At 69.5% G+C, this 12,675-nt stretch carries 12 protein-coding genes; 2 read left to right on the top strand and 10 right to left on the bottom strand.

The window, feature by feature from the left end:
* Positions 1 to 10: 10 nt before the first annotated feature.
* Positions 11 to 1,309, bottom strand: coding sequence for an ADP-ribosylglycohydrolase family protein (locus AB0I12_RS00655; RefSeq protein ID WP_359922535.1), 1,299 nt, complete (start codon positions 1,307 to 1,309; stop codon positions 11 to 13).
* An 80-nt stretch (positions 1,310 to 1,389) separates the two neighbouring features.
* Here AB0I12_RS00655 and AB0I12_RS00650 point away from each other — a divergent pair, with 80 nt between their 5' ends.
* Both AB0I12_RS00650 and AB0I12_RS00645 read left to right on the top strand, forming a co-directional pair.
* Positions 1,390 to 2,949, top strand: coding sequence for an alkaline phosphatase D family protein (locus AB0I12_RS00650; RefSeq protein ID WP_359922532.1), 1,560 nt, complete (start codon positions 1,390 to 1,392; stop codon positions 2,947 to 2,949).
* A 12-nt stretch (positions 2,950 to 2,961) separates the two neighbouring features.
* Positions 2,962 to 3,783 (top strand): hypothetical protein, encoded by an 822-nt coding sequence (locus tag AB0I12_RS00645; RefSeq protein ID WP_359922529.1) that lies wholly within the window; start codon positions 2,962 to 2,964, stop codon positions 3,781 to 3,783.
* A 3-nt stretch (positions 3,784 to 3,786) separates the two neighbouring features.
* On the opposite strand, the gene AB0I12_RS00640 is transcribed toward AB0I12_RS00645, so the two are convergent.
* The 9 genes from AB0I12_RS00640 to AB0I12_RS00600 all read right to left on the bottom strand — a co-directional run bounded on the left by AB0I12_RS00640 (position 3,787) and on the right by AB0I12_RS00600 (position 12,673).
* On the bottom strand, positions 3,787 to 4,935 hold the full coding sequence (locus AB0I12_RS00640; RefSeq protein ID WP_359922526.1) for an ADP-ribosylglycohydrolase family protein: 1,149 nt from the start codon (positions 4,933 to 4,935) through the stop codon (positions 3,787 to 3,789).
* Positions 4,935 to 6,212 (bottom strand): sugar ABC transporter substrate-binding protein, encoded by a 1,278-nt coding sequence (locus AB0I12_RS00635; protein ID WP_359922523.1) that lies wholly within the window; start codon positions 6,210 to 6,212, stop codon positions 4,935 to 4,937. The genes AB0I12_RS00640 and AB0I12_RS00635 overlap by 1 nt, the downstream gene beginning before the upstream one ends.
* Before the next feature lie 8 nt (positions 6,213 to 6,220).
* Complete coding sequence (locus tag AB0I12_RS00630) at positions 6,221 to 7,054, bottom strand: carbohydrate ABC transporter permease (protein ID WP_359922520.1); 834 nt, start codon at positions 7,052 to 7,054, stop codon at positions 6,221 to 6,223.
* Positions 7,051 to 7,971: a sugar ABC transporter permease gene (locus AB0I12_RS00625; protein ID WP_359922517.1), complete on the bottom strand. Its 921-nt coding sequence runs from the start codon at positions 7,969 to 7,971 to the stop codon at positions 7,051 to 7,053. The genes AB0I12_RS00630 and AB0I12_RS00625 overlap by 4 nt, the downstream gene beginning before the upstream one ends.
* Positions 7,968 to 8,972, bottom strand: a complete 1,005-nt coding sequence (locus AB0I12_RS00620) for a LacI family DNA-binding transcriptional regulator (RefSeq protein ID WP_359922514.1) — start codon at positions 8,970 to 8,972, stop codon at positions 7,968 to 7,970. The genes AB0I12_RS00625 and AB0I12_RS00620 overlap by 4 nt, the downstream gene beginning before the upstream one ends.
* A 225-nt stretch (positions 8,973 to 9,197) precedes the next feature.
* Entirely contained in the window at positions 9,198 to 10,097 is a 900-nt protein-coding gene (locus AB0I12_RS00615) for a zinc metalloprotease (protein WP_359922511.1), read from the bottom strand.
* Positions 10,098 to 10,166: 69 nt separating this feature from the next.
* Entirely contained in the window at positions 10,167 to 11,117 is a 951-nt protein-coding gene (locus AB0I12_RS00610) for a potassium channel family protein (protein WP_359922508.1), read from the bottom strand.
* The gene (locus AB0I12_RS00605) at positions 11,089 to 12,198 is read right to left on the bottom strand and encodes a GNAT family N-acetyltransferase (RefSeq protein WP_359922506.1); all 1,110 of its coding nucleotides are present in this window, start codon (positions 12,196 to 12,198) and stop codon (positions 11,089 to 11,091) included. Before AB0I12_RS00605 ends, AB0I12_RS00610 begins: the two co-directional genes overlap by 29 nt.
* An 82-nt stretch (positions 12,199 to 12,280) precedes the next feature.
* Positions 12,281 to 12,673, bottom strand: coding sequence for a hypothetical protein (locus tag AB0I12_RS00600; protein ID WP_355698281.1), 393 nt, complete (start codon positions 12,671 to 12,673; stop codon positions 12,281 to 12,283).
* Positions 12,674 to 12,675 lie beyond the last annotated feature (2 nt).

Below are 12,675 nucleotides of genomic sequence, written 5' to 3'. Positions count from 1 at the left end.
CACTACCACGTCAGGCTCCACCCCGGGCCACCTCCACAGTCCTCCGCGCCAGCTCGTCGATCGCGATCTGGTTCATCCCCGGGAGGCTCGTGGCCACCCGATTGTCCAGTGGTGCGGACCACTCTGCCGGAACCCCGCGCGTCGCGCCAAAAACCGCGCCCACGGTGGCACCGGCCGAGTCGGTGTCCCAGCCGCCCATCACCGCGCGGCCGATCGCCGTGGTGAAATCCGGAGCGGTCAGCGCATACGCGGTGAGGGCGGTGTTGTTCACCGCGTGCACCCAGTGCAGGTCGCCGTACTCGTGGTGCAGCGCGTCGAGCGCGTCGTCCAGCTCGGCGTCGGCGAGGCTGAGCCCGAAGCGGACCGCGCGGGCGATCGCGCCCTGACCGCCGACCACGTCCAGGCCGGCGACCGCGGCCTCGACCGGATCGTCGAGCACCAGCGCGGCCGCGGACATCGCGGCCACCCAGAGCGCGCCGTCGATCCCGGCGCCGGTGTGACTGAGCCGCGCGTCGACCAGCGCGAGCCGCGCGGCCGCGGTGCGGTCGCCGGGATGCGCCCAGCCGTAGGCGTCGGTCCGGATCTGGGCGCCGATCCATTCCCGGAACGGGTTCCCGACGACGGCCGCGCGGGCCGGCTCGATCCCTTCCAGAAGGTTGCGGTAGGCAACACGCTCGGCGGTGAACACGCGGCCGGCCGGCAGGTCGCCGAGCCAGCTCTGGGCCACGTCCTCGGTGGACATCGCGGGCCCGAAGCGCTCCATCATCACCAGCGCCAGGATCGCGAAATTGATGTCGTCGTCCTCGGGCATGCTGTCGATGACCTCGCGCAGACTGTTCACCTTCGACCGCCGGTTCCATGGCCATCGCTGCTGCACGTCGTCGGGCACGCCGATCGCGGTGATGTACTGCGTCAGCGGCCACTGACCGGAGCTGGCCAGAATCTCCCGGATGCCCTCGCGCGGGATCTTCTCCACCGGCTTGCCGAGCAGGTTCCCGGCCATCCGGCCGAGCCAGGCGTTCAGCGTGCGGGTCTCGAGATCGACCGGCGCACCCAGCGACGGCAGCTCCGGGATCACCGGCTCGCGCCAGTCCCCGGTCCGCGCGTCGAGCACGTCCAGCAGCTCGCGGGCGAGTGCCCGCAGCGCGGGGGTCGCGGGCTCGTCGGAGGCACCCGACACGGGCGCGTCCGTGGTCCCGCCGGCGGCCAGCCAGCGGGCCTGGACGTCGGTGACGTCGACGCCCTCCGACCGCGCCTGGACCAGTTGGTGCGGGAGGAGGTCCTCCGGCTGCACCCAGGTCAATCTCATCGAGGCTCTTCCTTCCCCTGTTGCGCCAGGCGAAACGCACACCTGGATCGTTCTGTCGGCGCGGCCTGATACTTCCGGCCATGGTCACCCGCCGCAGCTTTCTGACCGGAACCGCCGCCGCGCTCGCTCTTACCGGAAACCTCCCCGATCTTGTCGATGCGGTAGGAATATCGCACCGCACCGACAACCGACCGTTGTTCACGCTCGGCGTCGCGTCTGGCGATCCGCTGCCGGACGCCGTGGTGATCTGGACCCGCCTCGCGCCCGGCCCGCTCGAACCGTTCGGCGGCATGGGCGACCGCCCGGTGAACGTCGAGTGGGAGGTCGCCGAGGACGAGTCGTTCCGCAGAGTGGTCCGCCGAGGCACGGCGCACGCCCGTCCGGAGTACGCGCACACCGTGCATGTCGACGTCCGGGGGCTGCGGCCGTGGCGGCACTACTTCTACCGGTTCCGCGCCGCCGGTCAGATCAGCCCGGCCGGTCGTACCCGGACCGCGCCGGCGCCGTCCGACGAGCCGGCCGTGACGCTGGCGGTTGCGTCCTGCCAGGCCTACTACGACGGGTTCTACACCGCGTACCAGGACGTCGTACGCCGGGAGCACGATGCCGTGCTGTTCCTCGGCGACTACATCTACGAGGTCGGCGTCGGACCGACCGCCGGCGTCCGCAACCAGTCCGTACCGGTCGACTTCGCCGGCGAGATCTTCACGCTCGACGAGTACCGGGCCCGGTACGCGTTGCACAAGACCGACCCCGACCTGCAGGCCGCGCACGCGGCGGCGCCGTGGATCGTCACGCTCGACGACCACGAGGTCGAGGGCAACTGGGCCGGATACGTGTCCGAGGACGGCATCCCGTACGACGACTTCCTCGTCCGCCGGGCGAACGGCTTCCGCGCGTACTGGGAGCACATGCCGCTGCGTCTCGACCAGTCCCCCGACGGCCCGTCGATCCGCCTGCACCGCCACCTCCGGTACGGCCGTACTGCCGACCTGAGCATCCTCGACACGCGGCAGTTCCGCGACGACCAGACGTCGACCGGTGGATGGCTGCCGCCGGACGAGGTGTCGACCGACCCGGCGCGCACCATCACCGGCGCCGCCCAGGAAGGCTGGCTGCTGGACACGCTCGGATCCTCCACGAGCCGCTGGAACGTCGTCGCGCAGCAGGTCGCCATGGCCCAGCTCGACCGCAGGACCGGGCCGGAGCTCGAGCTTCCGATGGACACCTGGAACGGGTACGCCGCCTCGCGCGATCGCGTGCTGTCCGGCGTCCGCGACCGCGGTGTCGACAACTTCGTCGTCCTCACCGGCGACCTGCACCGCAGCGTCGCCTCCGACCTGCGGGTGAACTTCGCGGATCCGTCCACGCCGGCGATCGGGTCCGAGTTCGTCACCACGTCGATCTCGTCGGGCAAGGACGGCGTCGACGCCGACGCCACCGGGCGCGCGCTGCTCGCCGAGAACCCGCACGTCAAGTACCAGAACGTCCAGCGGGGCTACCTCAGCTGCCGGCTCGACCGGACGCAGTGGACGTCGGAGTTCCGTGTCGTCGACCGCGTCGTCACTCCCGGCGGTACGGCGTCCACGCGCGCCACCCTGGTCGTCGAGGACGGCCGTCCCGGAACCCATCTCGCCTGAACGGACCAGCCCATGCTCCGACGCATCGCCCTCGTCGCCGTCCCACTCACGCTCGTGGTGCCCGCCGTCGCCGTTGCCAGCGGCAACAACCAGGTGGAGATCAGCGCCACGCCACAGCCCGTGGAGGTCGTGCCGCTGCCGTGCTTCCCGGCCGGGAAGCTGACGCTCGGCATGACCAACACCGGCCGCAAACCCACGATCGCCGACATGCGTGTCGCCGGGGACGCCGCCCTCACGCTGTCCCGGCACCAGTTCTCCAGCTACCTGCCGGTCGATCAGCTCGTGAAGGCGCCGCTCGAGGTCAGTGTCCCGCGCGGCACCGCGCCCGCGACGTACTCCGTCGACCTGACCGTCGGTAAGCAGCACCTGCAGGTGCCTGTGGTGATCAAGCCTGTCCCCGCCCGCGACAACGTGCTGCTCGGCGAGCAGGCTGTCGCATCCTCCACCAACGGCAACATGCGCCTCTGCGGCGGCGTCGACGGCAACGCCGACTCCGAACAATGGGGCGCCAGCGGCTGGCACGACAACACCAAGGGCGTCTTCCCCGACACCTACGGCGTCGACTTCGTCCAGCCGACCACCATCGGCCGAGTCGTCCTCCAAACCCTCGACTCGACCAAGTACCCCGCCGCCGTGATGGGCGTCCGCGACTTCGACGTCCGACTCCGGAACAACGGTGTGTGGACGACCATGGAGGGGGTCCGGGGCAACACCACGGGCCGTCTGGTCTTCACCTTCGAGCCGCGCGCGGTCGACGCCGTCCAGCTCGTCATCCACGACTCCAACGACCACGGGTACTCCCGGATCGTCGAGCTCGAGGCGTACGCCAACTGACATTCAGACCAGCGCATCCAACGCGGCCGCACGCCGGGCCCACCGCTCGGCGTCGGCCGCCAGTATGTCCCGTACGACGGACGCCATGACACGACCCGGCTCCACCAGATCGGTCTTGCTCGCCTCGGCGATCCGCTCCGCCCAGTCCGGCGGGACGCCGTCGTGGCCCTGCAAAGCTCCGGTGATCGCGCCCGCCATCGACGCGATCGAGTCCGCGTCGCGGCCGTAGTTGGTGCCGCCCAGGACAGCCCGCCGGACGTCTCCCTCGGCGACCAGGACGAACCCGAGCGCGACCGGAAGCTCCTCGATCGCCTTGGTACGGCTCGGCCGGCGGGCGTCCATCGACAGCTCACGGTAGTTCGGACCGACCGTGTCGTACGGCTCGATCGCCTTCCGCAGCACAGGAATCGCCTCCTCCCAGTCCGTCACGCCGTCGGCCGCTTCGACGACCGCCTCGACGGCCCTCCGTGTGCCGTCCTTGGCCAGCGCCACAGCAGCCTCGACCGCCGACGCGGGCGTTGCGCCCGGCGTCATCGCGGCGGCGACGGCGGCCGCGAACACGCCGGCCGCCTCCCGTCCGTAGCTCGACTGGTGCGCACCGGCGACGTCGAGCGCCTCGGCGTACGCGCCCTCGGGATCGCCGGCGTTGGCGATCCCGACCGGCGCCATGTACATCGCCGCACCGCAGTTCACGATGTTGCCGACACCCGCCTCGCGCGGATCGACGTGCCCGTAGTGCAGGCGGGCGACCAGCCACTTCTCGGCCAGGAACACCCGCTGCAGCAGCAGCGCGTCCGCCTCGAGCTCGGGAACCCAGCGGGTCCCGTTCAGCATCTTCGGCACCAGCGACTCGGCGACCGCGTAGGCGTCCAGGTGCGACCGGCGCTCGTCGTACACCTCGACCAGGGCGTGCGTCATCAAGGTGTCGTCGGTGATGTGCCCGTCGCCCTTGTGGTACGGCGCGATCGGGCGGGCGGTCCGCCAGTCGTCGTACCACGGGCCGACGATGCCGGTCACCCAGCCGCCGTGCCGCTCCCGGATCGCCTCCGGGGTCCAGCCCTCGACGGCGCCACCGATCGCGTCACCGACCGCGGAGCCGACGAGAGCGCCGACCGCCTTCTCTTCCAGTGCTGTGCTGGCTTTTTCCGGCATCAGTTGTTGACCTGACCCCATCCGTCGCTCAGTTTCTTGCCCAGCGCCGCCGCGTCGGTCTTGTTCGCCAGGTACTGCTGGAACGCCGGCGTCGCGATCTGGTCCTTCCACTGCGGGTAGTTCTCCACGCTCTGGAACGGCGCCTTGGTCAGCTCGGCGCCGCTGGCCAGGATCTGCTGCCAGCCGTTCTTGCCGCCGGTCGCCTGCTGCACCGCGTCCCGGGCCGCCTGGGTGGTCGGGATCAGCCAGTCGCCCTGACCGACCGCGGCCAGGTTCTCGGCCTTCATGAAGTAGTCGATGAACTTCGCCGACTGCTCGATGTGCTTGCCCTCGGCCGGCGCCGACAGCGTCTGCGGGTTCGCGGCCTGCTTGCTGCTCGTGCCCTTCAGCGGCGGCAGCACCTCCCACTGGAAGGTCTTCGGCGCCTCCTCGAGGATCTGCTGCGCGACGTAGTTGCCGGCCACGACCATCCCGTACTTGCCGGCGTAGAACCCGGGCAGCACGTCCGAACCGCTCTGCGTCAGCGACGTCGGGTCGATCGACTTGTCGTCGTACGCCATCGCGTGGATCCGCTTCGGCACCTCGAGCTCGGCGTCGCCGACGGTCGCCTTCGCGTCCTTGCCGGAGCCGTCGAAGTACTTGGCGTCGAAGTTCAGGCCGAGGTTCAGCATCGTCGCGGTCGGGCTCTTCAGGCCCCAGCCGAGTCCGAACTTGCCGCCCGCGGTCAGCTTCTTGGCGTCGGCGGCCAGGTCGTCCCAGCTCAGCGAGTCACCGGTCGCGGTGATCCCGGCCTGCTTCAGCATCGCGGAGTTCGCGAACACGACGTACGACTGCAGGAGCGTCGGCGCGGCGTAGATCTTGCCGTCCTTGGAGACCGTGTCCCAGACGCCCTGACTCACGGCGTCCTTGGTGTCCTTGCTCAGGTACGGCGAGAGGTCCGCGAGGTAGCCCTGGTTGACGAAGCCGGTGATGTCGGCGGACTCGTCGTGGATGATGTCCGGCGCGGTCCCGCCCTGGAACTGGGTGACCAGCTGGTCGTGCACGGAGTCCCAGCTGCCCTGCACGTACTCGACCTGGATGTTCGGGTTCGCGGCGTTCCAGTCCGCGACGATCTTCTTGGTCGCGGCGACCGTGGTCTTCTGGAAGGCGAGGCTCTGGAACTTCAGCGTCACCTTCTCGGTCGACGACCCCGAACCGCTGTCGTCGCTGTTGCCCCCGCACGCGGCGAGCGTCACCAGCGCTCCCGCCGCCAGCAACGCGGTCAATACCTTCTTCATTATCTCTCCTAACCTTTGACTGCGCCGCTCAGCAAGCCGGAGGTCAACCGGCGCTGAAGGAAGGCGAAGAACACGAGACTGGGGACGGTGGCCAGCACGGAGGCGGCGGCGAGCGGGCCGAACTGCACCTGGCCCTCGGCCCCGACGAACCGGGCGAGCACCAGCGGAAGGGTCTTGAGCTGCGGGTCCTGCAGCAGGACCAGGGCGAAGAAGAACTCGTTCCACGCCGAGATGAAGGTGAACATCGCGGTCGCAATCAGGCCCGGCCGCAGCAGCGGCATCACGATCGAGACGATCGTCCGGACCCGGCCGGCGCCGTCGACGGAGGCCGCTTCCTCCAGCTCCCGCGGCACCGCGGCGACGTACCCCTGCAGCATCCACAGTGCGAACGGCAGCGACCAGACCATGTACACAATCACCACGCCGGGGATCGTGTTGGTCAGGTGCAGCGGGCGCAGGATCATGAACAGCGGGATCACGATCAGGATCACCGGGAACACCTGGCTGACCAGGATCCAGCCGTTCGTCAGCGGCCGCAGCCGGCTGCGGAACCGGGCCAGCGCGTACGACACGGGCAGCGCGACGATCAGCACCAGGATGGTGCTGTAGATCGAGATCTGCAGGCTGTTGCCGAGACCGCGGACCAGGCCCTGCTCGTTCAGCGCGTCGCTGTAGTTGGACAGGTCGAAGTGCTTCGGCAGCAGGCTCGGCGTGATGCTCGCGAACTCCTGCGGCGACTTCAGCGAGCTGGAGATCAGCCAGAGCAGCGGGAAGCCGAGGAAGACCAGGTACGCGAGCACGGCGACGTACTGCAGGAAGCGGGTGGCGGGCCTTGTCCTCATGCCTCGCTCCTCAGCCGGTTCCGCAGGTAGAAGAACAGGAACGCGATGATGATGACCACCATCACGTCACCCATCGCCGCGGCCATCCCGAAGTTGCCGTAGCGGAACGCCTCGTTGTACGCGAACAACATCGGCAGCATCGTCTTGCCGCCCGGGCCGCCGGCGGTCAGCACGTAGACCAGGCCGAACGAGTTGAAGTTCCAGATCATGTCCAGGCTGGTGATCGCGACGATCACGGTCCGCAGCTGCGGAAGCGTGATGTTCCAGAACTGGCTCCAGGCGCCGGCGCCGTCGACCGCGGCCGCTTCGTACAGCGTGCGGTCGATGCCCTGCAGACCGGCGAGCAGCGTGATCGTGGTCATCGGCATACCGACCCAGATCCCGACCACGATCACGGCCGGGAGCGCCGTGTTGAAGTCGCCGAGGAAGTTGATCGGGTGGTCGGTGAGGTGCAGCTTCTGCAGGATCTCGTTGACCGGGCCGTTCGTCGGGTGCAGCAGCAACCGCCACATGATCGCGACGACGACCGGGGGCATCGCCCAGGGGATCAGCGCGAGGGTGCGCGCGACGCCGCGGAATTTGAGGTTCGTGTTCAGCAGCAGGGCGAGGCCGAGCGCGGCGACGAACTGCAGGATCGTGACCGACAAGGTCCAGATCACGCCGATCCGGAACGAGTCCCAGAACAGGTCGTTGTGGAGGAGTTTGGCGAAGTTGCCGAAGCCGACGAAGTTCGTCTCGACCCGCAGGCCGGCGCGGGCGTCGGTGAAGCCGAGCGCGATACCGCGGATCAGCGGGTAGACGCTCAGGATCAGCACCGGCAGCAGGGCGGGCAGGAACAGCAGGATCGCCTCGCGATTCGCCTTCGGCTTCCCCACCTTCTTCTTCACCGGCTGCGGCGCGGTCAAGGTTGCCGTCACGGGGTGGACCTCCTGATGCTGAGGGACGGCTGGACGACGATCCGCCGCGGGGTCCGGTCGTTGTCCTCGATCCTTGCCAGCAGCAACTCGGCCGCCCGCCGCCCGCGCTCGGCCGACCCCAGATTCACACTCGTCAGCGGCGGAAAACTCTGCTCGGCCAACTCACTGTCATCCATCCCCACCACCGCAACGTCGTCCGGCACCCGCAGCCCGGCGGCCGCCAGCTCGTGCATCAACCCCACGGCCAGCAAGTCGTTCGCACACACCACCGCATCGAAACCGACCCGCTCCGAACCGGGGGTCGTCAGCAGCTGCCGTGCGGCAGAACGTCCTGCGGCGAAGGTGAAGTCGTCTGCTTCCGTGGCGGCGACGGGCTCGAGGTTGTGGGCTTTCAGGGCTTCGGTGAAACCCTTCGCGCGGGCCGCCCCGGGGACCGTGTCGGCGGGACCGTTCAGGAACGCGATGCGCGTGCGGCCGCAGGACGCCAGGTGGTCGACGGCGAGCAGCATGCCCTTGGGTGAGTTCGCCCGCACGGTGTCGACGCCCGCTTTGGCCGGGACGTTACCGGCGACGACCACCGGCACCTCGCATTCGCGGATCGACTTCACCAGATCCTCGTCGACGCGCAGCGGGCTGATCAGCAGACCGTCGGCGTACCCGCGCGCCATCCCCCGAACCAGCGCGACCTCGTCCACCACGTCCGGCCCGGTCGTCGTCACCACCAGCCGGTAGCCGGCCGCGGCCACGACCTCCTCGACGGCCCGCATCATCGTCACGTACACCGGGTTGCCGACGTCCGCGACCGCCAGCGTCAGCTGGAACGTCCGCCCGACCTTCAGCGACCGGGCCCGCGCGTCCGGCACGTAGCCGAGCTCCGACACCGCCCGCTGCACCCGCTCGACCATCTCCTCGGTGGCCGGCAGCCCGTTCAGCACCCGTGACACCGACGCCACCGAGACCCCGGCCGCCCGGGCCACCCCAGCGATCGTCGGACGACTCACGCCGACCTCCTGTAATCGTTCTTGTAATCGTTTACAGCCGAGACTGTAAACCGCCCCTAAGGTCCCGTCAACACCCCCACTCCCCCAACTCCCCACCGCAACCACACCGTGACAGCCCCCAACCCATCTTTGGGCCCCCACCGTTCATTTTCGGAGCGCCGAAATGAACGGTGGGGGCCCAAAGATGCCTACCGCAGAGCGGGTGCGGCGGGGTGGTGGCGCGGGTTAGGCGCGGTAGAAGAGCCAGGCGTCGGCCATGCGCTGGGCCTGGCCTGGTGTGAACTGGGTGTAGCAGGAGTCGTAGGAGTAGTCCATGTAGTTGTGGATCGGGTCGAGCCCGGGCGCCTTGCAGGTGTCCTTGCCGGCCGGGCAGCCGCTGGTCGGGGTCTTCTCGGCCGGGGTGTCGTCGACGAAGTCGCCCTTCGCGTTGCAGCCGCCGAAGAACGTGTGCTCGAGGTTCAGCCAGTGACCGACCTCGTGCGTCGTGGTCTCGCCCTGGTCGTAGCGGCCCGCGTACGTGGTCGACGTCCCCAGGAAGGACTCCCAGTCGATGACGACGCCGTCGAGGTACGCCTGGCCCGGCTTGGTGACGATGTCCGGCAGGTACGCCCATCCGAGCAGATCCGCGCCGGCTGTCGTCGAGTACAGGTTGAGGTCCCCGGGACCGCCGGTGTGCAGGGCGTGCTTCATGTCGTGCTCAGGCAGACCACCCGCGCCGGCATAGAACCAAGTCGCGTTGTCGGTCCGCGTCACACCCGCCAAAGTGAACCTGAACCCGGTCCTGGCACCGCCCTCGCCGCCCGCGTACGTGTTGTTCAGTACGGCGATCTGCGCCTGGATCTGGGCCGACGTGAGCGCGCCGATCGAGCCGTCGGTGACCACATGGAAGTACACCGGAACGGTGGCCCTGAAGCCCGCTTTCGCCTTGTTCTTCGCCGTCGCCGGCAGATCCTGTGGGACCTGGCCGAGGTCCGGTTCGCGCCCGCCCCGCGCCTGGACGACGCTGTCCTCCGAGACGCAGGCGTCACCGCCCGGCGGCCCCGAGGCCTGACTCTGCGTCCCGCTCAGTCCCGCACCCACGAGCGCCGCGATCGCGGCGATCCGCGCTGCCTTGTTCCATCTCATGACCGCCCCCTGTCAGAGCCCGTCCCCAGGCAGTTCGACTCTAGGCACGGCCGCCGGAGGGCGGAAGGGCTACTCGTCGTCCTCTTCGGCGCCCGGGCGCTCGGCCCACGGGGTCTCCTTGGCGGGGCGGACGACGATGAGCTTGTCGCCGGCGGCCAGGACCGAGACGTTGGAGTCGTAGTACCGGTGCACCTTGCCGTCGCGGACCACCGAGACCACCCGGTCCGGTACGGCGGACGGCGGCTTGCCGACCTCGCGCCCGAGGACCGGGCGCTCGGCGACCTCGAGGCCCTCGCCGTAGGTCAGCAGGTCCTCCATCACTTCGCCGAGGTTCGGGCTGACGGCGGACAGGCCGAGCAGCCGGCCGACCGCCTCCGACGAGGTGACCACGGCGTCCGCGCCGCTCTGCCGCAGCAGCGGCACGTTGTCCTCCTCGCGGACCGCGACCACGACGTGCGCGTTCGGGTTCAGCTGCCGCACGGCGAGCGTGACCAGCACGGCCGAGTCGTCCCGGTCGGTGGTCACGATCACCTCGCGCGCGGTCATCACCTCGGCGCGGCGCAGGACCGTCCGGTTGGTCGCGTCGCCGTGAAACGCGGCCATCTGGTCGTTGCCCGCGTCACCGATCGCGGTAGCACGTGGGTCGATCACGACGATGTTCTCGCGCTTCACGCCGTTGCTGATCAGCGTCTGCACCGCGGCCCGGCCCTTGGTGCCGTAGCCGACGACGATGGTGTGGTCCTTCATCCGTTTCCTCCAGCGCGTGTCGCGCATGATCCGGCGACCCTCGTTGGCCAGCACTTCCAGTGTCGTACCGACCAGCACCACCAGGAACGCGATCCGCAGGGGCGTGACGATGAAGGCGTTCACCAGCCGGGCAGTGGGCGTCACCGGCGTGATGTCGCCGTACCCGGTCGTGGTGAGCGTGACGGTTGCGTAGTAGATGCTGTCGATCAGGTCGACGCTGCCGTCGTAGCTGTCCTTGTAGCCGTCACGGTCGACCACCACGATCAGCACCATCACGGTCAGCAGCCCCAGCGCGATCAGAAATCGGCTGAAGAGCTGAAAGAGCGGCGAGCGCGTGCTCGCGGGCAGGTTGACCAGCAGACCGTGGGGGTTCCGACCGGTGGGAAGGGGTGGCACGGGTCTGACGATATTGCACCGGCGGTCGATCCACCGCATGCGACAGGCTCCGGTCGGACAGTGCGACACTCACCATCAGACTGTCGCCGTCCCGGATGACCCGGGAGCGCATCCGCAACCGCTCCAGGGTGCGCAGCATCGCGTGGTTCTCCGGCTGCACCATGCAGACGACGCGGTCGGCGCCGAGGGCCCGGGCCTCCCCCACCACCTGGCGCAGCAGGCGCAGCCCGAGGCCCTGCCCCTGCCAGCCGTCCTCGACCAGGACGGCGATCTCCATCGTGGTGCTGCCCAGCTCCTCCCACGGCGCGGCCGTGGCCATCCCGATCACGGCGTCGTCGACGCACGCGACGACCGATACGCCGCCCGCCGGCGCCGACAGGTGCCGCGCGGTCCGGGCGGTCAGCTTCGGCATCGGCACGTGGTAGCGCCGGGTGCGGCTCTCGTACGAACACCGGTCGTGCATCGCGACCACGGCGTCGGCGTCCTCGACGGTCGCGAGCCGCAGGTCGGGTACGCCGCTCCCAGGCCGCGGCCCGTCCGGCGTCTCGAACCGCTCGGCCAGCCGGCCGGCGATCTCGACCAGCACGTCCGCGCGGGCCCACTCAGCCGGCGTGTACTCGTCGAACCCCTGCAGGTTGCCCAGCTCGTCGTCGACCGACACCGGGTCGTCGATCAGCCGCAGTACGGCGCGCAGGTACCGGGTCGGCGCGTCGCTGAGCACGTCGGCCTGGCAGGGGCGGACCGTCGTCCGGACGCAGCCGGCCTCGGCCGCCAGCGCGGTCAGGTCGTCGGCGGTCCAGCCGACGCCGGTGGAGACCACCAGCTCGTCGACGGCGCCGGTCTCGGCGGTGAAGACCTCGAGGCTGAGAATGTTGATGTCGTCCGCACCACACCGTGCAGCGAGTTCGGCCAGGGCACCGGGCCGGTCGGCGAGTTCGGTCCTGATCTTCCAGAGCATGCGGACGCCCTCCCTCGTGGAAACGTCCCTCCACTCTGCGTCCGGCCTGTTGCCCGGCCGGGTCCGGGATGTTACGTGCGCGTCAACGTTTCCGGCGGACCAGCAGCAGGATGTTCGGCCGCTGGGCGGTCAGGGCGGCGGCCGGCTCACGATTGTCCAGGTCGGCGTGCCGGAGCAGCTCGGGGTAGCTGCTCTGCGGTACTGCGGGGTAGGTCGTGACGATCGCATCGCCGGAGAACACGAAGAAGATCGCCTGCCCGTCCTTGATCACCTTCAGCAGAGAGCCCTCGCGCACGGTGAGAACGTGCTCGACCGCCTTGCGGCGCGCGGACCGCTTCGCCCAGGCGGCCTGGAGCGCCTGCTGGGCGGGCTCGCGCCCGTGCCGGACCGCCTCGACGACGAGCGGTCCGTACCGCACGCCGTACTTGACCAAGTTCTTGGCGAGCTTCCCGTTCGCCTTCCCCGCACCTGCCATGG

The organism is Kribbella sp. NPDC050459, assembly GCF_040655315.1.
Taxonomy (GTDB): Bacteria; Actinomycetota; Actinomycetes; order Propionibacteriales; family Kribbellaceae; genus Kribbella.
This window is presented reverse-complemented; position numbering and strand designations above follow the sequence as displayed.